General features: G+C 64.5%; 18 protein-coding genes. 9 read left to right on the top strand and 9 right to left on the bottom strand.

Going from position 1 to position 22,751, the window contains the following annotated elements; genetic code table 11:
* Positions 1-22: 22 nt before the first annotated feature.
* Complete coding sequence (locus tag X566_RS16820) at positions 23-1,252, bottom strand: ABC transporter substrate-binding protein (protein ID WP_034469540.1); 1,230 nt, start codon at positions 1,250-1,252, stop codon at positions 23-25.
* A 239-nt stretch (positions 1,253-1,491) separates the two neighbouring features.
* Here X566_RS16820 and X566_RS16815 point away from each other — a divergent pair, with 239 nt between their 5' ends.
* Positions 1,492-2,745, top strand: coding sequence for a cytochrome P450 (locus X566_RS16815; protein ID WP_034469539.1), 1,254 nt, complete (start codon positions 1,492-1,494; stop codon positions 2,743-2,745).
* A 27-nt stretch (positions 2,746-2,772) separates the two neighbouring features.
* On the opposite strand, the gene X566_RS16810 is transcribed toward X566_RS16815, so the two are convergent.
* Positions 2,773-3,657, bottom strand: a complete 885-nt coding sequence (locus X566_RS16810; RefSeq protein WP_034469537.1) for an NAD(P)/FAD-dependent oxidoreductase — start codon at positions 3,655-3,657, stop codon at positions 2,773-2,775.
* A complete protein-coding gene (locus X566_RS16805; RefSeq protein WP_034469535.1) occupies positions 3,651-4,109 on the bottom strand; it encodes an Rrf2 family transcriptional regulator in 459 nt (152 codons plus the stop codon). Before X566_RS16805 ends, X566_RS16810 begins: the two co-directional genes overlap by 7 nt.
* Before the next feature lie 363 nt (positions 4,110-4,472).
* On the opposite strand from X566_RS16805, the gene X566_RS16800 reads away from it, so the two are divergent.
* From X566_RS16800 to X566_RS16765, 8 genes are all read left to right on the top strand, one after another.
* Positions 4,473-5,444, top strand: coding sequence for a tripartite tricarboxylate transporter substrate binding protein (locus tag X566_RS16800; RefSeq protein ID WP_034469534.1), 972 nt, complete (start codon positions 4,473-4,475; stop codon positions 5,442-5,444).
* A 120-nt stretch (positions 5,445-5,564) separates the two neighbouring features.
* The gene (locus tag X566_RS16795; protein ID WP_244434814.1) at positions 5,565-6,653 is read left to right on the top strand and encodes a tripartite tricarboxylate transporter substrate binding protein; all 1,089 of its coding nucleotides are present in this window, start codon (positions 5,565-5,567) and stop codon (positions 6,651-6,653) included.
* A gap of 312 nt (positions 6,654-6,965) precedes the next feature.
* A complete protein-coding gene (locus tag X566_RS16790) occupies positions 6,966-7,931 on the top strand; it encodes a tripartite tricarboxylate transporter substrate binding protein (protein WP_034469858.1) in 966 nt (321 codons plus the stop codon).
* A 332-nt stretch (positions 7,932-8,263) separates the two neighbouring features.
* A complete protein-coding gene (locus X566_RS16785; protein WP_152539961.1) occupies positions 8,264-9,235 on the top strand; it encodes a tripartite tricarboxylate transporter substrate binding protein in 972 nt (323 codons plus the stop codon).
* Positions 9,236-9,443: 208 nt separating this feature from the next.
* Positions 9,444-9,905 carry a tripartite tricarboxylate transporter TctB family protein gene (locus X566_RS16780; RefSeq protein WP_034469532.1) on the top strand — a complete coding sequence of 154 codons (462 nt, stop codon included), beginning with the start codon at positions 9,444-9,446 and terminating at the stop codon, positions 9,903-9,905.
* A gap of 9 nt (positions 9,906-9,914) precedes the next feature.
* Positions 9,915-11,426, top strand: coding sequence for a tripartite tricarboxylate transporter permease (locus tag X566_RS16775; protein WP_034469530.1), 1,512 nt, complete (start codon positions 9,915-9,917; stop codon positions 11,424-11,426).
* Between the two features lie 236 nt (positions 11,427-11,662).
* The gene (locus X566_RS16770) at positions 11,663-12,646 is read left to right on the top strand and encodes a LysR family transcriptional regulator (RefSeq protein ID WP_034469528.1); all 984 of its coding nucleotides are present in this window, start codon (positions 11,663-11,665) and stop codon (positions 12,644-12,646) included.
* A 119-nt stretch (positions 12,647-12,765) separates the two neighbouring features.
* Positions 12,766-13,557 (top strand): enoyl-CoA hydratase/isomerase family protein, encoded by a 792-nt coding sequence (locus X566_RS16765; protein WP_034469527.1) that lies wholly within the window; start codon positions 12,766-12,768, stop codon positions 13,555-13,557.
* Between the two features lie 216 nt (positions 13,558-13,773).
* Here the strand turns inward: X566_RS16765 and X566_RS16760 are convergent, their stop codons facing one another.
* The 6 genes from X566_RS16760 to X566_RS16735 all read right to left on the bottom strand — a co-directional run bounded on the left by X566_RS16760 (position 13,774) and on the right by X566_RS16735 (position 22,717).
* Complete coding sequence (locus X566_RS16760; RefSeq protein ID WP_152539960.1) at positions 13,774-16,920, bottom strand: efflux RND transporter permease subunit; 3,147 nt, start codon at positions 16,918-16,920, stop codon at positions 13,774-13,776.
* Positions 16,920-18,245: an efflux RND transporter periplasmic adaptor subunit gene (locus X566_RS16755; RefSeq protein ID WP_081740280.1), complete on the bottom strand. Its 1,326-nt coding sequence runs from the start codon at positions 18,243-18,245 to the stop codon at positions 16,920-16,922. Before X566_RS16755 ends, X566_RS16760 begins: the two co-directional genes overlap by 1 nt.
* Before the next feature lie 271 nt (positions 18,246-18,516).
* On the bottom strand, positions 18,517-19,233 hold the full coding sequence (locus tag X566_RS16750; protein ID WP_051444278.1) for a rhomboid family intramembrane serine protease: 717 nt from the start codon (positions 19,231-19,233) through the stop codon (positions 18,517-18,519).
* Positions 19,234-19,269: 36 nt separating this feature from the next.
* Positions 19,270-20,211, bottom strand: a complete 942-nt coding sequence (locus X566_RS16745; protein WP_034469524.1) for an alpha/beta fold hydrolase — start codon at positions 20,209-20,211, stop codon at positions 19,270-19,272.
* A 204-nt stretch (positions 20,212-20,415) separates the two neighbouring features.
* Positions 20,416-21,264 (bottom strand): uroporphyrinogen-III synthase, encoded by an 849-nt coding sequence (locus tag X566_RS16740; RefSeq protein ID WP_034469522.1) that lies wholly within the window; start codon positions 21,262-21,264, stop codon positions 20,416-20,418.
* Between the two features lie 211 nt (positions 21,265-21,475).
* Positions 21,476-22,717 (bottom strand): CaiB/BaiF CoA-transferase family protein, encoded by a 1,242-nt coding sequence (locus tag X566_RS16735; protein ID WP_051444277.1) that lies wholly within the window; start codon positions 22,715-22,717, stop codon positions 21,476-21,478.
* Between the last annotated feature and the right edge of the window lie 34 nt (positions 22,718-22,751).

The following is a 22,751-nucleotide window of genomic DNA, read 5'->3' as shown; positions in this document are numbered from 1 at the left end:
CGCTGAGCGGGAGCGCGGACGGCTACTTCCGCGCTGTGCTGGCATCGATGACGTCGCCGAACAGCTGCCAGGCCTCGCCGTCGAACCGCATCAGCTGCATCTGCTCCAGCGGATAGAAGTCGGTGGCGCTGGTGTTGGCGCTGATGCCGGGCAGCATCATCTCCGACGTGAAGCCCTTCAGGCTGGCAGCCTGCTTCATCACGTTCTCACGGGTGAGATCGTCGCCGCACTGCTTCAGCACCTGCACCAGCGCTTGCGCTGCGACATAGCCGTAGATGTTGTTGGCGTTGCTTTTGTCGCCGTCCGGAAAATACTTATCCATGTAGGCGAGCCACGCTTTCGTTGCGGGATCGTCCTTCCAGGCCGGGTCGGTGGCATCCTTCAGGTAGGCGGTCGAGATGATGCCCTTGGCGTTGTCAAAACCTGCAGGGCGCAGCACGGTGGCCACCGAGGTCGAGGTGTTGGACAGGAAGAACACCGGCTTCCAGCCGAGTTCGGCGACTTTGCGGATCGCCTGCGCGGCAGCCTTCGGTGCGGTGAACGTCAGGAAGACGTCCGCGCCGGAATCCTTCAGCGCGACGATCTGGGAGTCCACCGTCGGATCGGTCACCTCGTAGGATTTGTCGGCGATGATCATGTTGGCCTTGTCGCCGAGGCCTTCGCGCAGACCCTTCAGCGTATCCTTGGCGGAGTCGTCGTTCTGCCAGAGCACGGCGATCTTGCCGTTGGGATGCTTGTCGAGGATGTACTTCGCGTAGATGCGGCCCTCGCTCTGGTAGGTCGGCTGCCAGCCCATGGTCCAGGGGAAGTTCTGCGGGTCGCCCCACTTCGAAGCGCCGGAGCCGACGAACAGTTGCGGCACCTTCTTCGTGTTCAGATACTTCTGCGTCGCCGTGTTGGACGGCGTGCCGAGCGCCTGGAAGATCAAGAGCACCTCGTCGCTCTCGACGAGTTTGCGGGTCTGCTCCATCGCCTTCGGCGGGCTGTAGCCATCGTCATAGGTGATGAAGGTGATCTTGCGGCCGTTGATCCCGCCGTCCTCGTTGATCTTCTTGAAGTAGGCAGCTTCCGCCTTGCCGATCGAGGCATAGGCCGAGGCTGGGCCGCTATAGGGCATCAGGTTGCCGATCTTGATCTCGGTGTCGGAGACGCCGGGGCCATAGGCCTTCTGCGCGAGCGACGGCGTTGCCGCGAGGGCGCCCGCGATGATCGCCACGGCGAACGATAGCGATGGCTTGGCCGATCGGGACATGATCGGTTGGAACGGGACGGGTCTGACGGGTCTGAGCATAGGGTCCTCCGGAAGCCGGCCTCTTTGCGGGCCGTTGTGGATTTGTTGAACGCGGACACCTTCGCTAGCATTTTGCTTGCTTTCCAACTAGCAAATAGTTCTGATGCATGCTGCGAGGCGCCGGAGAAGCGCAGGCCGTCACCACCAGCGGCGGACCAATATCTATTGTCACATCGTGCATTGTCATTGGGAGAGACGCCATGCAGAGCACGCAGCGCGGCGCACGGGATTTTGCAACGAGGCTGCCGCTTGATGCGATCGACGTCAGCGATCCGCAACTCTATCAAGACGACACCTGGCGGCCGCTGTTTGCGCGGCTGCGTGCGGAGGATCCGGTTCACTATTGCCGCGACAGCGCGTTCGGTCCGTACTGGTCGGTGACGACATACGACGACATCCTGAAGGTCGAACTCGATCACTCGACCTATTCGTCAAGCTCCGAACTCGGCGGCATTCAGGTCACCGATCAGCCCAAGGGCAAGGAGACCATCAGCTTCATCCGCATGGACCCGCCGGGGCACACCGCGCAGCGAAGGATCGTTGCGCCGATCGTCGCGCCGACCCATCTTGCCAACTTCGAGCCGGTCATCCGCGAGCGAACCGCACGGGTGCTGGACGGCCTGCCGCGCAACGAAACCTTCGACTGGGCGGACCGCGTCTCGGTCGAGCTGACGGCGATGATGCTGGCGACGCTGTTCGACTTTCCGATGGAGGAGCGCCGCAAGCTGACCTATTGGTCGGATGTCGCGATTGCCAACATCAACTCGCCGGAGTCTCCGATCACGTCGGAGGATGAGCGCTCCGAGAAGCTCGGCGAGATGGCGGCCTGTTTCAAGGCGCTATGGGATCGCCGTGCGGCGGTCGAACCGAAGTTCGATCTGGTGTCGATGCTCGCCCATGGCGCGGCCACCCGCGACATGGGCGTGCGCGAACTCACCGGCACGATCGGCCTGTTGATCGTTGGCGGCAACGATACGACGCGCAACTCGATGACCGGCGGCGTGCTTGCGCTGCATGACTATCCGGAGGAGGCGGAGAAGCTGCGCGGCAATCCGGCGCTGATCCCGAGCCTCGTCTCGGAGATCATCCGCTATCAATCGCCGGTGCTGCACATGCGCCGCACGGCGCGCGTCGATGCGGAGATCGGCGGCAAGACGATCCGCGCGGGCGACAAGGTGGTGATGTGGTACATCTCCGGCAATCGCGACGAGAAGAAGATCGAACACGCCGACCGCTTCGTCATCGATCGCGCCAAGCCGCGCCAGCACCTCGCCTTTGGCGCGGGCGTGCATCGCTGCGTCGGCGACAGGCTCGCCGAGCTGCAACTCAGGATTTTGTGGGAGGCGATCCTCGAACGCGGATTCGTGATCGATGTCGTCGGCGAGCCGAAGCGGCTCTATTCCAACTTCATCCGCGGTTTCCGCTCGCTTCCGGTGCGCATCCGGACTGCGTGACGTTCTGACGTCCTCGCGCCGTCGCCGCTACAGTCCCTCGAAGATCAGCGAGCGGTGCGCCGACACCCCGGCCTGGGCGCCGTCGCCGACGGCGAGGGCCACCGAGCCTGCCGCGCGCGCGAGGTCGCCGCAGGCGAACACGCCGGGAACCGACGTTTCCTTGGTCATGTCGGTGCGGATGTAGGGACCGGCCGGTCCGTCTTCGAGCGCGCAGCCGAGCCGTTCGGCGAGCGGGCTCGCCGGCTGTGTCTGCGTCATCGTGAACAGGCCGTCGAGGGTGATGGTGCGCCCGTCCCGCAGCCGCACGTCGGCGTCGCCTGAGATCGCCGCGACCGGCTCGTGTTCGATGCGGACACCGCGCTTGCGCAGTTGCGCGATCTGCGTCTCGTCGAGCGCGAACGCATCGTTGACGAAGAACGTGGTCTCGCCCCAGTCGGGCAGCATCAGCGCGTGATGCATCGACATCGGCGAGATGCCGAGCACGCCGATGCGGCCCTTGTTGAGCTCGTAGCCGTGGCAGTACGGGCAGTGGAAGACGCTTCTGCCCCAGCGCTCGGCGAGGCCGGGGATCGCGGGCAGCGCATCGACGACGCCGGTGGCGAGGATCAGCCGGCGTGCGTCGTGGGTCGCGCCGGGGGTCTCGATGGCGAAGCCTTGGGCGATCGCCTGCGATCGTTCAGCCTGCGCGTCGATCCAGCGGACGGTCGGATAGGCCGCCAGCTGCGCGCGCGCGTCGTCGGCGATCGCGCCGGGTGCGCGGCCGTCCTGACCGAGGAAGCCGTGCGATGCCTCGGCGAAGCGGTTGCGGCGGCGGCCGCCGTCGATCACCAGGATCTCGCGGCGGGCGCGGGCAAGCTGCAAGGCCGCGGAGAGGCCGGCATAGCTGCCGCCGACGATGATGGCGTCTAACATGAGGCGTTCTTTCGATTTTGCTTGCGGTGTTTGGCGAGGCCGCTGCGGAATTCGTCGGCGAGCTTGGCGAGCGTCACATCGCCCAGCCTCGCAATCAGCAGTTGTTCGGCATCGCGGAACGCGCCATTGAGCGACCGGTTGACGGCCTGCTCGACCAGGCACTCCGGATGCTCGATGTGCACGCCGATGGCGAGCAGGGTGGGGGCGCCGAGTGCGTCGTAAATGTCCTTCAGCGTGACCTTGCTGAGATCGCAGGCGATCTCCCAGCCGCCGCCATGCCCCTTCTCGGACCGAACGAGACCGGCCTCGCGCAGGCCGCTCATGGTACGCCGGACGACGACGGCATTGGTCATCATGCAGTGTGCGAGTTCGGCCGAGGTCATCGGCTGGCCGCGCTCGGCCATGTGCAGCAACGCGTGCAGCGTGGCGGAAAGTCTGCTGTCTCGTCTCATGTAACTTCATATGATGCATGATGGGCGAGCTGTCAAGCCGCGCGGGAGTGCCTCAGCGCGGTGCTGCGCAACGGCACGCACGCCTGATTGCCTGCAACGTGCACTGTCAAAATGTCGCACTGTGCAGTGCAAACAGTTTTGCTGATCATGTCATGGCGCGGCGCAGCGTGCGCCGAATTCGTACACGCAGCGCGCGAATTCGGAACGGGTTCGGCAAGACTCTTTGTCGTGATCCGGCGCCGTGTGCGCAGCAGATTCTGCTTCTCGCCCGGGGCCGAAGTCTGGTTTGATGCCGGCGCGCGAGAGAGGCGGGCCACGACAACAACAACCAGGCGCCGCCGACGAGGGAGGGAACGACATATCATGACGGGAGGATTCCGTTTGCTGACGGCTGCGCTCGCCGCCGCAGGATTGATCGCAGGAGCTGTGCCTGCGTCCGCCGATGACTATCCGAGCAAACCGATCACATTGATCGTGCCCTGGCCCGCGGGCGGGCCGACCGACGTGACCATGCGGGCGATGGCGGAGGCTGCCGCGAAGCATCTCGGCCAGCCGATCGTGATCGAAAACAAGGCCGGCGGTGCGGGCACGGTGGGGCCGGCGGCGATGGCTGCGACCGCCAAGCCCGACGGTTACACCCTCGCGCAGATGCCGATCACGGTCTATCGCCTGCCGCTGATGCAGAAGACGACCTGGAGGGCGGACGACTTCACCTACATCATCCATCTCACCGGCTACGTGTTCGCAGCCTTCACCGGCGCCGACACACCGTTCAAAAAATGGGAAGACGTGATCGCCTATGCCAAGGCGAATCCCGGCAAGGTCACCTATGGCTCGACAGGTTCCGGCTCGTCGCTGCATCTCGGCATGGAGATGCTGGCGGAGAAGTCCGGCGTGAAGTTCACCCACGTTCCGTTCAAGGGCGCAGCCGAGGTGAATGCGGCGATCGCCGGCGGTCACGTCATGGTCGGTGCGAGCGGCACCAGCGTCAAGCCGCTGGTCGATGCCGGCAAGGCGCGCTTCCTCAATGTCTGGACCGCCAAGCGCGTGTCGTTCCTGCCCGACATTCCGACGCTGCAGGACCTCGGCTATCCGTACGTGATCGACAGCCCTTGGGGGCTTGCCGGGCCGAAGGGCATGGACCCGAAGGTGGTGCAGAAGATCCACGATGCCTTCAAGAAGGCGCTCGAAGAACCGCAAGTGGTCGAGACGCTGGCGCGCTTCGACATGGTGCCGAACTACAAGAACACGGCGGATTATAACGCCGCGGTGGCCGAGCAGATCAAGCTCGAGACGGCGCTGCTAAAGCGTATCGGCATGGAGCGGAAGGACTGAGGGCGGCGCGGCGTCGTATCGTGCATCGCCGCCGCGCCGCAGAGGCGTTTGATCGGGATCGAACCGGCTCCACCCAACGAGACGCCGGACGGTTCGCACAGGAGGAGAGGGAGAACGCTCATGAGTCATGGGCATGAAACGCACATGCATGAGAAGCATGTGCGCGAGAAACATGTGCATGAGAAGGATGGACATGCGCGGTATGGACGCGAGCCGGAGTCCAAGAGGCACGACTGCGGGCATCGGCGGATCCCGGTTGCCTTCGCCCTCGCGCTGGCAGCGTTCGGCGTCGCGACGACATCAGCATCCGCGCAGAGCTTTCCGACACGTCCGGTGACGCTGATCGTGCCGTGGGCTGCGGGCGGCGCCACCGACATCACCATTCGCACGATGGCGGAGGCGGCTTCGAAGCATCTCGGCCAGCCGATCGTGATTGAGAACAAGGCGGGCGGCGGCGGCACGGTGGGCGGCGCGACCATGGCAGCCTCCGCCAAGCCGGACGGTTACACCATCGCCCAGATCCCGATCAGCATCTTCCGCCTGCCGATCATGCAGGGAGCGACCTACGATCCGGTGAAGGACTTCACCTACATCGGCAACTACGCGGGTTACGTATTCGCGACCTACTGTTCCACCGAAAGCAAGCTGAACAGCTGGAACGACGTGATCGCGTTCGCGAAGGCCAATCCCGGCAAGCTCACCTATGCCTCGCCCGGTCATGGCACCTCGCCGAACATCGGCATGGACCTGATGGCGGCACACTCCGGCGTCAAGTTTACCGAGGTACCGTTCAAGAGCACCAACGAGGTGAATGTCGCGGTCGCCGGCAACCATACGATGTGTGGTGCAACCGGGCTCGATGCCAAGCCGCTCGCGGATGCAGGCAAGGTGAAGTTCGTCAACGTCTGGACGGCGAAGCCGAATGCGAAGCTGCCTGGCGTGCCGACATTGAAGGAGCTGGGTTATCCGTTCGTGTTCGACTCGCCATGGGGCTTCGCGGGACCGAAGGGCATGGACCCGAAAGTCGTCCTCAAGTTGCAGGACGCGTTCCGCAAGGCGCTGGACGATAAACTCGTTCAGGATGCGCTCGACAAGTACGACATGATCGCCAACTACATGGATGCGGCCACCTACACCGCGTTCGTTGCCGATTACATGAAATCCGAGCGCGAAAGCCTCACCAAGCTCGGCCTCGCCAAGAAGGACTAGGCTCGAGGCGGGGGCGTTGTAGCGAGACCGCGGGCATGCGGTCTCGCTCCGTCGCGGCGGTTCTGGATAGCCAGCAGCGATTGACAGTGCGACCGCAGGGCGGATTAGATGCATGCGGCTGCGCTTCCGCATGTTTCAAGAGCACTGTTGGAAACGTTTCCGCGGCATGAGGTCCGTCTCGCGCGCTGCAAATGTGTGGGGCGACACGACGTCCGCCTGCCTGAACGGCACATCAAGAACCGGTCGGGGGCCTTCGCCTTGCGGCCGCAAGAGAACAAAACGAGGGAAGAAATGACGACGATCTCCGGCCCGATGCGCGTGGCGGCAAGCCTTGCGCTGGCAATCACGGCCTTCGCGGCGCTCGCGCCTGCCGCCTGGGCCCAGGACTATCCGACGCGTCCGGTGACGCTGATCGTGCCGTGGGCTGCGGGCGGGCAGACCGACATCACGCTGCGGACGCTGGCCGAGGCCGCGTCGAAACATCTCGGCCAGCCGATCGTGATCGAGAACAAGGCGGGTGGCGGCGGTACGGTCGGCGGCGCCACCATGGCGGCGACGGCCAAGCCCGACGGCTACACCATCGCGCAAATTCCGATCGGCGTCTTCCGCCTGCCGATCATGCAAGGCGCGACCTATGATCCGCTGAAGGATTTCACCTACATCGCCAACATCGCCGGCTATGTGTTCGCGACCTATTGCAGCGCCGAGAGCAAACTCAAGAGCTGGAAGGACGTCGTCGACTATGCGAAGGCGAATCCGGGCAAGCTGACCTACGCCTCGCCCGGCCACGGCACCTCCAACAACATCGGCATGGAGCTGATCGCCGCCAATCTCGGCGTCAAATTTACCGAGGTGCCGTTCAAGAGCACCAACGAGGTCAACATCGCGGTGGCGGGCAACCACACGATGTGCGGCGTCAGCGGCCTCGATGCGAAACAGCTCGCTGATGCAGGCAAGCTGACGTTCGTCAACGTCTGGTCGGCGGAGCGGGTGCAGAAGGTGCCTGACGTACCGACGCTGAAGGAACTCGGCGTTCCGTTCGTGTTCGAATCGCCGTGGGGACTCGCCGGTCCGAAAGGCATGGATCCGAAGATCGTCGCCAGGTTGCAGGATGCGTTCAAGAAGGCGTCGGAAGAGCCGGCGGTGAAGGAGGCCTTCGTCAAATACGAGATGGTGCCGAACTACATGGATGCGGCGACCTATACCAAGTTCGTCGCCGACTACATGGTCTCCGAGCGTGCGAACCTGACCAAACTCGGCCTCGCCAAGAAAGATTGACGCGCACAGAGGAGACATGCACGCGGTCCAATAATTGGAACGCACTCGTGATCCACAGCGAGGCGGCGTTTCGTCGCCGTCTCGTTTTGCATCGCGGAACAGGTTGACAGTCCGTCGCAGAGCCGGATTAGATGAAACCGCTCGCCGCCAGGCTCGTTCAACGGGTTGAAAGACGGTTCGGGCACTCGGCCTGCTGGACGGAAGCTTGCAGTGACGTCTGCACTGATGGCCGGTGAGCCACCTCAACCATAACAAATCGGTTCCGACGACACGTCGCGAACTCGCACAGGGGAAATGCGAGAGGAGATGACATGACAATGATCCGCGGCAGGATGAGGGCATCGATAGCGGGCCTCGGCCTGGCGATTGCCGCCGCAGCGTTCTCCGTTGCCGAAGTCAGGGCGCAGGACTTCCCCACCAAGCCGATCACGCTGATCGTTCCGTGGCCAGCAGGCGGCTCCACCGACATCACCCTGCGCGCGATCGCCGAAGTGGCAGGCAAGCATCTCGGCCAGCCGATCGTGATCGAGAACAGAGCAGGCGGCAACGGCACGGTCGGACCGGCCACCATGGCCGCCTCCGCTAAGCCGGATGGCTACACGATCTCGCAAATTCCGATCACGGTCTTTCGTCTGCCCTTGATGCAGCAGACCACCTGGGATGCGGACAAGGATTTCACCTATATCGTTCACCTCACCGGCTACACCTTCGGTGTCACTACGAGTGCGGAAGGGCCGTTCAAGACCTGGCAGGACGTGATCACCTATGCCAAGGCCAATCCGGGCAAGGTGACCTATGCCTCGCCCGGCGCCGGCGGTTCGCTGCACATCGGCATGGAGCAGATCGCGTCGCAGGCCGGCATCAAACTCACCCAGGTTCCGTTCAAGGGCGGCGCGGAGACGAATGCCGCGGTGCTCGGTGGGCACACCATGTTGCAGGCGGACTCGACTGGATGGAAGCCACTGGTGGATTCCGGCAAGCTGCGCCTGCTGATGCTGTGGACCGCCGAGCGTTCGCCGAACTATCCGAACGTGCCGACGCTGAAGGAGCTCGGCTATCCGTTCGTGTTTGATTCCCCGTTCGGCATCGCCGGTCCGAAGGGAATGGATCCGAAGGTGGTCGCCAAGTTGCACGACGCCTTCAAGGCGGCGATCGACGACCCGGCGATCAAGGCGACGCTCGCCAAGTACGATATGGTCGTCAATTACAAGAACACGGCTGACTACGTGCAGTTCGTCAAGGACGTGACCGCCAGCGAGCGCAAGGTGGTGGAAAGCCTGGGACTTGGGAAGAAAGCAAATTGAGGTCTGACTGCCGGAACTGGAGCCGAACTGCCAACGCGTCTAGGGCTTGATCGCCACAAGGACGGGACGGGCGTCCCGATCCGGCCGTGCTGGCCGGGCGCCCGCGAACCGGCTGGAGTGATCGGGATGGGACGCATCGCGGTGCTCGGCCACAGGATAGAATGAATAGGGTAGGCGCACGGGGACCGGCGCTTAAGGGGTAAGAAACGTGAAAATCGACAACACCGAACTGTGGGCCGGCATCTTCGGCCTCGCATTGAGTGCCTTCGTCGTCTGGTCGGGCTATGCATTGCAGCTCGGCACGATCCATGATCCCGGCTCCGGCTATGTGATGTTCTATGCCGGGCTGCTGATGGTGCTGTTCTCGCTCATCATCCTGCTCTCGGCGATCAAGGAGGGCGGCCCGACCTTCCGCTCGCTGTGGCAGAACGTGCTGTGGACCAAGCCGCTGATCGTCATCGCGGCGCTGGTCGTGTTTACGGTGTTGTTCGAGCCGCTCGGCTTCCTGATCTCGACCACGCTGCTGCTGATCGTGCTGTTGCGGGTGATCGATCCGGTGCCGTGGGGCAAGGCGGTCGCGATCGCGGCGCTGGTGCCGCTGGTCTGCTGGTACGTGCTCGACAAGCTGCTGCTCATCCAATTGCCCTCGGGCCTCCTCAAGATCGGCTAAGGGGCAACCATGGATACGATTGCACTCGTCGCACACGGCTTCGGCGTCGCGCTTCAGCCGGTCAATCTGCTCTACTGCTTCATCGGCGTCTTCATCGGCACGCTGGTCGGCGTGCTGCCGGGCATCGGCCCGGTCTCGGCGATGTCGCTGCTGCTGCCGGTTACGCTCGCCGGCACGCCGGAGTCCGGCATCATCATGATGGCCGGCATCTACTACGGTTCGATGTATGGCGGCTCCACCACCTCGATCCTGGTCAACATCCCGGGCGAGGCGGCCTCGGTCGTCACCTGTATCGACGGCCACGAGATGGCCAAGAAGGGACGCGCCGGTCCCGCGCTCGGCATCTCGGCGCTGGGTTCGTTCATCGCCGGGACCTTCGCGATCATTCTGCTGATGCTGGTTGCGCCGCGGCTTGCGGAAGTGGCGATCGCGTTCGGCCCGGCCGAATACTTCAGTCTGATGGTGCTCGGCCTGGTCATGCTGACCTTCCTCACCCAGGGGTCGATGGCGAAGGCGTTGCTGATGGCCTGTCTCGGCGTCGTGCTGGGGCTCGTCGGCCTCGACAGCATCAACGCGCAGCCGCGGCTGACCTTCGGCAGCATCCATCTGATCGACGGCATCGGCATCGTGCCGCTGGTGATGGGCTTGTTCGGCGTCGCCGAAGTGCTGTTCAACACCGAGCAGTCGCTGAAGCGTGACATCGTCTCGGCCAATATCGGCAACCTGCTGCCGAACAAGGAAGACTGGAAGCGCAGCTTCGGCCCGATCGGCCGCGGCACCGTGCTCGGCTTCTTCCTCGGCGTGCTGCCGGGCGGCGGCGCGGTGGTGGCGTCGTTCGGCTCCTATGCGATCGAGAAGCGTCTGTCGCGCCATCCGGAGCAGTTCGGCAAGGGCGCGATCGAGGGCGTCGCCGGACCTGAGGCGGCCAACAACGCGGCGGCGGGCGGTGCCTTCATTCCGCTGATGACGCTCGGCATTCCGCCGAACGTGGTGATGGCGCTGCTGCTCGGCGCGTTCATCATCCACGGTCTGCAGCCGGGACCGTTGATGATCGCGCAGAACCCGGGCCTGTTCTGGGGCATCATCGCCAGCATGTACATCGGCAACTTCATGCTGCTGGTGCTCAACCTGCCGCTGATCGGCATGTGGGTGAAGCTGTTGAAGCTGCCCTACAACGTGCTGTTCCCGCTGATCATCCTGTTCACGATCATCGGCGTTTACGCCTCGGGCAACAACGTGTTCGACATCTACGTGATGATCTTCTTCGGCATCTTCGGCTACTTCATGCGCAAGTTCGGCTTCGAGCCGGCGCCGCTGGTGCTGGCGTTCGTGCTCGGTCCGCTGCTCGAGAACAACCTGCGCAAGGCGTTGATCCTGTCGCAGGGCGATCTCGTGACCTTCGTGTCGCGACCGATCTCCGGCGTCTGCCTCGTGATCGCGGCGCTGCTGTTGCTCGGTCCGCTGCTGCCGTCGCTGCGCAAGAAGCGTGAGGTCGTGGCGCTCGATTCCGAAGCGTCGTAATTCCAATAATTGGAACGAAACGTGCGAGGGCCGGCCGTTGTGCCGGCCCTTTTTCGTTTTCGCCCGCGCGTTTGTTGCAACCTATCCATGCCGGAGCACGCCGACGTTCAATCTCGCTGGCGTCGTGGATCAAGCCTGCTATGGTTTCAGCGGGCGCGAGGGCTTCCGGTACGGCAACGCGATGGCCGCGCCCGGACGATTCAGCGGGGTCTGATCGAAACCCAGAGGGAAAGGCGATGTTCGATCTGGATTTGCTTCGGTTGTTCGTGAAGGTTGCAGAGCTCGGCAGCATCGCAGCGGCAGCGCGCGCCGAAGGCATCTCGCCGTCGTTCGCCAGCCGCCGCATCACCGCGCTGGAGCAGACGCTGAACTCCAAGCTCGTGGTGCGCACGACGCGCAACCTGATGCTGACCAATGCCGGACAGGCCTGTCTGTCCTGGGCACGCGACAGCCTAAACCGACACGACCAGCTGATCGATGAACTGTCGTCGCTGGAGGGCGTGCCGCGCGGCGTGGTGCGCGTCGCCTCGCACATCTACACCGGTCACACCTATCTCAACGAGACGATCCGCGAATTCCGCGTCAGCTATCCGGACGTGCATTTCCAGATCACCATCAGCGATCGTCCTGCCAGTCTCGTCACCGAAGGCTACGACATCGCGATCCATTCCGGGCCGATGCCGGAAGGCAATTTCGTCGGCCGCAGGATCCGCAACTACGGCCGGCTGGTCTGTGCTTCGCCCGATTTCCTGTCGCGGCATTTCGAGCCGGCGGTGCCGCGCGATCTCGCCCGCCTCGACATTCTCAACCACTCGCTCAACGAGCCCTCGACCTGGCACTTCCGCCAGGAGGACGGCACGGTGGTCATGCAGCCGCTGCGGCCGATACTGGAATCGAATTCCTACCTGCTGCTGCGCGATCTCGCATTGAAGGGGACGGGCGTCATTCGCATCAGCGAAAACATGATCGGCAATGAGCTGGCGCAGGGACGGCTGGTGCGGCTGCTGCCGAAATACACCTGCGTCGATCCCGGCGGCGATGATTATGCCGTGCGTCTCGTCTACCCCGACCGGCATCTGCCGTTCCGCGTGCAACTGTTCGCCGAGCATCTGCTCGCGCGCTGGAGCAGCGGCCGGTCGCCGGAAGACGAGGAAACGCGAACCATCCCCGACGTGCCGCCGGTCGTGCCGTACCCGACACGGCAGACGGAACGGCTGTAAGAGTTTTCAAGCAGGACCGTTCGCTTAGGGTGCCGCCGCAACACCGGCTGCTGGCGGCTCGTCGATTTCGTGCGTGCTGCGATCCGTCATCCGCCGCAACGAATTGGCAGGAGACGACCATGGCCGAGCCCGTCCTCAAGTATGAAGTGAAGAACGAGATCGCTTACATCACGCTGAATCGCCCGCATCGGCGAAACGCGCTGAACGATGAGCTCTCGCAGGCGCTGATCGACGTCTGGCCGAGGTTTGAAAAGGATGACGACGCCCGCGTCGGCATTCTGCGTGCGGAGGGCAAGGACTTCTGCGTCGGCCTCGATCTCAATCCGGGCGAGGTGAAAAACGAAATTCCGCACCTGATGCACCAGGGTTATCCGCGCAACGGCACCGAAGTCTTCAAGCCGCTGATCGCGGCGGTGCAGGGCAACTGCATGGGCGGCGGCTATGCGTTCGCGATCCGCGGCTGCGATTTCACCATCATGGCCGACACCGCGCGGCTCGGCTTCCCTGAGGCGCGGGCTGGCATCTCGATCGCGCCGATCGACTACGTGCCGCTGATGCCGTTCAAGATCAGCCTCGAATTCATGATGCTGGCCTACAAGGGGGGCCGCTTCATGGACGCGCAGCGCGCCTATCAGCTCGGCGTCGTCAACGAGGTGGTGCCGGAGGCGGAGCTGCTTGCCGCCGCCGAACGCTGGGCGGAGATGCTGAAGACCATCCCGCAGCTCTACATCAAGGCGATCAAGCGCGGGCACTACAAGGCGATGCACATGGAGTATCTGCAGCGCGAGATGGATTACGTCCATTACATCTGGCCGCAGCAGATCAGCGAGGAACGGAAGGAAGCCGCCGCTTCGATGCGCGAGAAGCGCGCGCCGGACTACAGGAAGGCAAAGGCCAAGAAGACCGGCTGAAGCGTTTTCGAGCGAAAGCCTGTCCCGGCCTCGATCCGGGATGGATACCGGTTCGTGTGAAGAACGCGCGTCCGGCAAGGACCAGCGCTCTCGGTTCTGGCTTCATCAGGGTCCACAAAGGCTCGCGAGCCGTCAGGCCCGCAACAAAAGGCGCGCAACGAAAAAGCCCGGAGGCAAGACCTCCGGGCTTTTTCGCTGTGAAGACCTGCGGGCCGGTTATTCGGCCGGTGTCGCCGCGGTGTGATGGCCGCCCTTGGCCTTGCGCTCGTCGATCGATTCCGCCGAGCGCGTGACCAGGCGGAAGAACAGCGGCACGAAGATGATCGCGAACGCGGTCGCCGCGATCATGCCGCCGATGACGCCGGTGCCGATCGAGTGCCGCGCCGCCGAGCCCGCGCCGGTCGAGATCGCCAGCGGCATCACGCCGAGGATGAAGCAGAGCGACGTCATGATGATCGGGCGGAAGCGCAGCCGCGCCGCCTCGATCGCCGAATCGAACAGCGACAGACCTTCGCGGTGGCGTTCGGCCGCGAACTCGACGATCAGAATCGCGTTCTTGGCGGCGAGACCGATCAGCGTGATCAGGCCGATCTGGAAGTACAGGTCGTTCTCGATGCCGCGCACATAGATCGCGCCGATCGCGCCGAACAGGGCGAACGGCACGGCCGTCAGCACGGCGAGCGGCAGCGACCAGCGTTCGTACTGGGCGGCGAGGATCAGGAACACCATCACGAGACCGAACAGGAAGCCCTGATAGCCGGTGCCTGCGGTGGAGATCTCCTGATAGGCCGAGCCGGTCCAGCCGATGGTGTATTCCGGCGGCAGCTCCTTCTTCACCACCTCCTGGATCGCCTCCAGCGCCTGTCCGGACGAATAGCCGGGCGCCGGGTTGCCCATGATCTTCGCGGCCGGGAAGATGTTGAAGCGGTCCACCGTGTCCGGGCCGATGATGCGCGTGGCGGTGACCAGCGCGTCGAGCGGCACCAGCGCGCCGGTTTCGGAGCGCACATACAGGTAGCGCATGTCGTCCGGCGAGCGGCGGAAGTCGGCCTCCGACGACAGGTTCACGCGGAAGGTGCGCCCGTACAGGGTGAAGTCGTTGACGTACAGGCTGCCGAACGCGCTCTGCATCGTGTCGAAGATCGCGTTCATCGGCACGCCGAGCATCTTCGCCTTGTCGCGGTCCACCGTGGTCCGGTACTGCGGCACGGCGGTCGAGAACAGCGACTGCACGCCGCGCAGCTCGGGCCGCTGCGCTGCGGCTGCGACCACCTTGTTGGCCGCCTGCGCGAGGCCATCGAGGGTGCCGCCGGACCGGTCCTGCAGGTAGAACTCGAAGCCGCCAGTCATGCTGATGCCCTGGATCGGCGGCGGGTTGATGCCGAACATCATGCCGTCGCGGAACGTCATGTTCAGCGCGCCGAATGCGGGAGCCGTGCGCCGTGCGTCCTGCGCCGGGTCCTTGCGCTCGGCCCAGTCCTTCAGCGTCACGAAGGCGACGCCGGCGTTGGTCTTCTGCGCGAACGACAGCACGTCGAAGCCCGCCATCGAGAAGATGTTCTGCACCGCGGGGTTCTTCTGCACGCCCTGGATGATCGTGTCCTGCACGTTCTTGGCGCGCTCGAGCGAGGCGGCCGGCGGCAGCATCGTCACCAGCAGGTTGTAGCCCTGGTCCTCGTCCGGCAGCAGGCCGCCCGGCACGCGCAGGAACATGAACGTGGTCAGCCCGAGCATGACCGCGACGATCGCCAGCGACTGCACGGTGTGCCGCAGGAAGTAACCGACGATCTCGGTGAAGCGCGCGGTGATCCAGTCGAAGCCGCGGTTGAACACGCGGAACGGAGCGATCGGCTCCTTGTGGTCGGACTGCAGGAAGATCGCGCCGAGCGCCGGCGTCAGCGTCAGCGCGACGATGCCGGAGATCACCACCGACACCGAGATCGTCACCGCGAACTGGCGGTAGAGCTGGCCGGCGAGGCCGCCGAGGAACGACACCGGAATGAACACCGCGCAAAGCGTCAGCACGATCGCGACGATCGGGCCGGACACCTGCTCCATCGCCTTGATCGCGGCCTGACGGGCAGGGAGCTTCTCGGTGCGCATGATGCGCTCGATGTTCTCCAACACGACGATGGCGTCGTCGACGACGATACCGATCGCCAGCACCAGGCCGAACAGCGTCAGCAGGTTGATCGAGAAGCCGAGCGCATACATGCCGGCGAACGTGCCGAGGATCGACACCGGCAGCGCCAGGATCGGGATGATTGTCGCGCGCACGTTCTGCAGGAACAGGAAGATCACCAGCACGACCAGGATGATCGCCTCGATGAAGGTCATGACCACTTCCTCGATCGACACCTCGACGAAGCGCGTGGTGTTGAACGGGATGTCGTAGCGCAGGTCCTCGGGGAAGCGCTGGGCCAGCCGCTCCATGGTCGCGTTGACGTTCTTGGTGACCTGGATGGCGTTGGCGCCGGGCTGCAGGAAGATGCCGATCGGCACCGCCGGCCGGCCGTTGTAGGTCGCGTCCAGCGAATAGTCGCGGGCGCCGAGCTCGACCCGGGCGACGTCCTTGATGCGCAGCGCACCGCCGAATTCGTCGCTGCGCAGAATGATGTTCTCGAACTCCTTCGGGTCGGAGTAGCGGCTTTGGGTCGAGACCGAATAGGTGAACGCGGTCTTGTCCTTCTGCGGCTCCTCGCCGAACCGGCCGGCCGAGAACTGGTTGTTCTGCTCGCGGATCGCGGTGGCGATGTCGCTCGGGGTCAGGTTGTACTGGGCGAGCTTGTCGGGACGGAGCCAGACGCGCATCGAGTAGTCGGCCGCGCCGAACAGCACGGCGTCGCCGACGCCCGGCGTGCGGCGCAGTTCGTCGATGACGTTGATCAGCGCGTAGTTCGACACGAAGATCGTGTCGTAACGGCCGCCCGGCGACGACATCGCAATCACTTCCAGGATCGACGACGAGCGCTTCTGCACCTGCACGCCGAGCCGCTGCACCTCCTGCGGCAACAGCGGCATCGCCCGCTGCACGCGGTTGTTGACGTTGATGGTCGCCTGGTCCGGATCGGTGCCGATCGCGAACGTCACGGTGATCGTCAGCGTGCCCGAGCCGGTCGAGGTCGACTTCATGTACAGCATCTTCTCGACGCCGTTGATGTTCTGCTCCAAGGGAGCCGCGACGGTCGAGGCGATGCTTTCGGCGGAGGCGCCGGGGTAGGTGGCGCTGACCGTCACTTCCGGCGGCACGATTTCCGGATACTGCTCGATCGGCAGCACGCGCATCGCCACGAGACCGGCGATGACGATGATGATCGAGATGACCGACGCGAAGACCGGACGATCGATGAAGAAGCGCGAGATCATTTCTTCGCCTCGTTCGGTTTGGCGTCGGCCGATGCGGGCTTCGCGTCGGCAGATTTGGCATCCGCAGGCTTCGCATCGGCCGTCTTGGCCTCAGGCTTGGCACCGGCGGCCTTCGTGTCAGCGGGTTTGGCGTCAGCAGATTTCGCGTCGGCCGCCTTGGCCGCCCCGTTCTGCTTCGGCTGGTAGGGGGAGGCCTTCACCGGCGCGCCGGGACGCACGCGCATCACGCCATCGACGATGATCTTGTCGCCTTCTTTCAATCCTTCGCGGACCACCCAGCCGGTGCCGATCTCGCGGTCGAGTTTGACCGGCCGCACCTCGGCTGCGCCTTGCGCATTGACGGCGAACACGAAGGTCCCTTGCGGACCCTGGCTGACCGCCTGCTGCGGGATCACGATGGCCTTCGGCAAGGTGATGCCCTTGAGGGTCACGCGCACGAACTGGCCGGGCAGGATCACGCCGTCGCTGTTCGGGAACACGGTGCGGATCTGCACCGTGCCGGTGCGCAGATCGACGTTCTGCGACGACATGATCACCTTGCCGTTCTGCGGGTAGGTGGTGCCGTCGCCGAACTGGACCGAGACCGAGATGTCGTCGTCGCCGAGCGGCTTGTTGCGGCCTTCGCTGAGTTCACGGAACTCGCGGTACTCGGCATCGGTGACGGAGAAGTTGACGTAGGCCGGGTCGAGCTGGGTGATGGTCGTCAGCACCGTCTGCTGCGCCTGGGCGATCGAGCCTTCCGGCGGCGACAGCAGGCTGGTCGGGCCGGAGACCGGCGCCTTGACCACGGTAAACTCGAGATTGAGACGGGCGGTCTCGATATCGGCCTCGGCCGACTTGATCGCTGCGCGCGCCTGGTCGCGCGCGGCGCGAGCGTCCTCGAGCTGCTTCGGCGTCGCCACCTGCTTGGCGTTGAGCTCCTCGATGCGCTTGAAGTTTTCTTCCGCCTGCAGCGAGGTGGCCTTCGCCTGTGCGAGCTGCGCGTTGGCGCGATCGAAGGCGGCCTTGTAGGGACGCTCGTCGATCCGGAACAGCACGTCGCCCTGGCGCACGCGCGCGCCCTCGATGTATTCACGCTTCATGATGGTGCCGGACACCATCGAGCGGATCTCGACGGTGCGGAAACCCGCGACGCGGCCGGCATAGGCGAGCGTGAGCGGTACATCGGCGCTCTTGACGTCGATCACGCCGACATCCGGCGGCGGCATGCCGCCGTGCTGTTGCGGCGACTGTCCGCCCTTGCCGCCGAAGGTGTAATATCCGCCCGCGGCGAGCGCAGCGAGGATGACAGCGATGCTGACGATGCGTGTAGTGCTAGCCATTGCAAAATGCCTGCCGAAGTAATCGCTTGTGCGATCGATTGCGGGCGCGGTGATGCTGCGCCAAAACTCACCCGAACGGGGTGCGTTGCAATATCATGACGGTCACTTTGCGGAAACCCGTCTGTGGATCGTTCCTGCCAGAATGGCGCCAGACTGTGGCCCGCCCACTTCACTATCGCAGCATAATATCAAGAAAACCGGCTGATCTTGCGGAAAAGATCGCAAGCGGACCTTGCGGCGGACTGGCGTCCGCTCGAACGGGAAGGCCGCGTCAGGCCGCGGTGTCCGGCGGCCGGTCGTTGCGCGCGGAGAGGCACTGGAACAGTTTCAGGCCGCGTGGGCTCAAGAGGATGAAGGCGGCCGCGCCGCCGAGCAGTCCGCCGCCGTGGGCCAGCATGGCGAAGGCTTCATCCTCGCGATGCCAGAGAACCTGGAAGAGCTGCAGCAGTCCCCAACTGCCCACGGCCCAGGACGTGGAGAGATGGACATCGAATCGGGGCAGGGCCAGATGCACGCCCTCGCAGGGCTTCAGCATCAGGTAGGCGGCGACGACGCCAGCGACGCAGCCGGAGGCGCCCAGCAGCGGCAGCGTTGCCCCACCGTCGAGAACGACGTAGCCGATCGCGCCGCAGATGCCGCTGAGGAGATAGAGCAGCACGAACCGCAGCGGCCCGAGCGCGTCCTCGACGTCGTCGCCGAACATCCAGAGGTAGAGCATGTTCCCGGTGAGGTGATCCCAGCTTCCGTGCAGGAACAGCGCGGTCAGCGGTGTCAGCCAGACCGGAAAGCCGCCATAAGGGCGCTCGCCGCCGTTGACGATCTCCGGCGTCACCCCGAACCGCAGCATCAGTTCGGACGCCTCGTTGTCGCCGAGCGAGGCCTGCAGCAGGTAGACGGCGATCGTCAGGGCGATCAGCGTCCAGGTCGCATAAGCGGGCTTCCGCCGCTGCGAGGCATTCCCGGTCCGGCGCAGCGAGACGATGAACACGATAGGCGAACTCTGGCGTGAAGACGATGCGCGCCGTCAGCGGCGCAGCATCTCAAGCAGCACCTTATTGAACTCGGCAGCGCTTTCATACGCGACCCAATGTCCGCCATCCTCGACGACGTGGAATTGGCAGGCCGGGTCGATCTTCAGAAACATGGCGCGGATTTCGTCGATCTTCCAAGCGGATACCGAATCGTGGCGGCCCCAGATCGCCGCCAGGCTCGGCTTGGCCTGCTCCAGCGCCGGGATGGTGGTGAGGTGGCGCGGCGGTTTGCGCGACAGCGTACGCATGCCATTGCGCATCTGGATGTTGACCGCGAGGTCGTCGATCGAAGCTTCGTTGTGCAACATCAGGATGCCGACGTTCTGCCGCTGCACCTGTTCGAGCTCGGCCTCGGTCTTGGCGAAGCGCCAGGTGGCGAGCGGTCGCATCGTCGGCGTGCGCGGCACCAGACCGGCTGCGCCCGTCAGCACCAGGCGGCGGATCTTGTGCGGGATGCGGGCGGCGACGTTCGCAGCCGTCATGCCGCCGAACGAGAAGCCCACCAGGTTGATCTGTTCGCTCGGCACGATCGTTTCGATCGCGCCGGCGAGGATGCGCGCCAGCGCTGGCATCTGGATCGGCGGCGGCTGCCAGGCAGGATCGAGCGGGTCGCGGATGTCGGCGGTTTCGCCCGGGAGCAGGTCGAGGTCGGCGCCGAGAAACGGATCGGAATCGCCCATGCCCGGCAGGTCCACCGCATAGACGGCGTAATGCTTCGACAATTCCGGAATCGTCCGGATCCAATGGGTCCAGGAGCCCGAACCGCCATGGAAGAAGAACAGCGGCGTGCCGGAGCCCCATTTGCGCCAGACGATCCGGCCCTTGCGCAGCGGCGTCTCGATCCGCTCCGCCTTCGCATCCCATTCGGCGACGGTCGGATGATCCTTGATCTGCAGCGAGGCGAGGGATTTGTCTTGGAGATCGGCAACGGTCATGGGCAGGCGGCACTTCGCGGGACGGAAACGTTTCCGGTTGATAGCGTGCGGCCGCGTGCAGGTGAAGGCGGTAGCACCGGTTGCACCCCGCGGAAGCGGCAGACGGCCTATGCATGGATGATTGTGCCGCGGGACGGTCCATTGCGGCGTGCGGCGGCGCTGCCGATTCCAGCCCGGCAGAAGCGGGGCGACTTGGCGTCCGCGTTACTTGCCGACGGAGCGGTTACGCGGCGCCGACTGCGCGAGGCTCGACGCCATCGCCGCGATCAGCGGACGCATGAAGAAGGCCTCATTGTCCGGCGCGATGTCGGTCTTGAAGCCGAACGCCGTCAGTTCCTCCGAGACGACGGGACCGATCGAGGCGACGGGGGTGTTTGCCATCGCCTCGCGCAACCGCGCTTCCAGGCGGTTCGCCTTGGCGGCATCCACCAGCCGCCGCACCTGGCCGGAACTCGTCAGTGCGATCGCATCGACGCGACCCGCCGCCATCTCCTCGATGGCGTTGACGATGTGCGCCTCTGCAGCCTGGCTGTCATAGATGTAGGGCAGCACGGGATCGACGGTCGCGCCGCGCGCCGTGATGGCCTTGATCAGCGCGGAGTGATCGCGTTCCGGATAGAGCTGCAGCGCCAGCCGATGGCCTGCAAGATCGAGCTTGGCGAGCGTCTCGACGATGCCCTCCGAGGTCGGCTTCTCCGTCGTCACCTGCGCTTCCAGACCGAGTTCGCGCAACGCCCGGCCGGGCTTCGGCCCGCGCGCAAGTGTCCGCGTGCGGGCCAGGGCGGCAATGAACGGTTGTTCGAGGTCGCGCTTGCGCACCACCGTCATGATCCGCCGCAGGCCTTCGCCGGTCGTCAGCACGAGATCGTCGCAGGGCTGGTCGATGAAGCGCTTGATCCAGGCCTCGACCGGCGCGGGATCCGGCGCGTCCTTGATGGTGAACATCGGGCACTGCATCACGTCGGCGCCTTGATCCTTCAGCAGCCGCGAGAACTGCGCCTCCTCGCGCGTTTCCAGAATCAGGATGCGATAGCCGGTCAGTTTCTCGGGCATGGATATGGCGGCTGTCCTACAAGACGACGGTTGGGCGAAGACGACGGCAACGGCCGCGATGTTGAACGTTTTGAGCGTGTCGGTCCAGGTTGAAGATTGGTCCCATTTTCAGCGTCGTCCCCGCCTGCGCGGGGACAACAGCAAGCATGCCGATACAACACCTGGATCGGTCAAACACCGGGATCAGTTAAGGCGTGTGGCTCAGCAAGCGCTAAACCACGTCGCGTGTCTTCAATTCCGCGATCCTGTTCTTGTCGAAGCCCAGCACCTCGAGCACGGCCTGCGTGTGCTCGCCGGCGTCCGGCGCCGCGAGGCGGATCGATGAGGGCGTGCGCGACATGGTTGCGGCCTGGCCGACCACGTTGATCTCGTTCAGCGCGTGATGCTTCACCGGCTTCACCTGGCCGAGCTGCTTCACCTGCGGATCGGCGAACATCTGGTCGATCGAATAGATCGGCCCGCACGGCACGCCCGCCTCGTTGAGCAGGTTAACCCACTCCTCCGATGTGCGCGTCACCGTCACCTCATCGATCAACGCGTTCATTTTCTCCTTGTTCTTGCGGCGTCCTTCGGCTTTCGACCACACCGGGTCGGTCTTCCATTCGGGCCGGCCGAGCGCGTCGGCGAGCCGCACGAACAGCTTGTTGCCGGAAGCGGCGATGTTGATGTGGCCATCCTTTGTCTTGAACACGCCGGTCGGGATGCCGGTCGGATGATCGTTGCCGGCCTGCGGCGGCACCTCGTTGCCGATCAGCCAGCGCGTCGCCTGGAAGTCGAGCATCTGGATGATCGCCGTCAGCAGCGAGGTCTTGACCCACTGGCCTTCGCCGGAGCGCTCGCGCTCATACAGCGCCATCAGCACCGCCTGCGCGAGGAAGATGCCGGCGGTGAGATCGCAGATCGGAATGCCGACGCGCACCGGGCCCTGTCCCGGCAGGCCGGTGATCGACATCAGCCCGCCCATGCCCTGGGCGATCTGGTCGACGCCGGGGCGGTCACGATAGGGGCCGGTGTCGCCGAAGCCGGAGAGGCTCGCATAGACGATGCGCGGGTTGAGCTTGCGGATGGTCTCGTAGTCGATGCCGAGGCGATCCTTCACCGCCGGGCGGAAGTTCTCGACGATCACGTCGGCTTCCTTCGCCAGCTCCTTGAAGATCGCGAGCCCGTCCTTGTCCTTCAGGTTCAGCGTCAGGCTGCGCTTGTTGCGGTGCAGGTTCTGAAAGTCGAAGCCGTGCCGGTCGCCGGTCGCGACATCGTCGCCACCGGTCGGCTGCTCGATCTTGATCGCGCGTGCGCCCCAGTCGGTGAGCTGGCGCACGCAGGTCGGACCGGCGCGCGCATGGGTGAGGTCGAGCACTTTGATCTGCCACAGCGGGCCATCGCCTTTGGCTGACGGTCCCCACGCCGCATCGCGCGGACCGGCTGCGCTGGCGATGACTTCTGGTTTGTTCATGGCAGTTTCTCCGAGAGCCTTTCAAAAAGTATTT

Origin of the sequence: Afipia sp. P52-10 (assembly GCF_000516555.1) — a bacterium.
Classification (GTDB): domain Bacteria; phylum Pseudomonadota; class Alphaproteobacteria; order Rhizobiales; family Xanthobacteraceae; genus P52-10.
The sequence above is the reverse complement of the archived record's forward strand: the minus strand, read 5'-3'. Positions and strand labels throughout refer to the sequence as shown.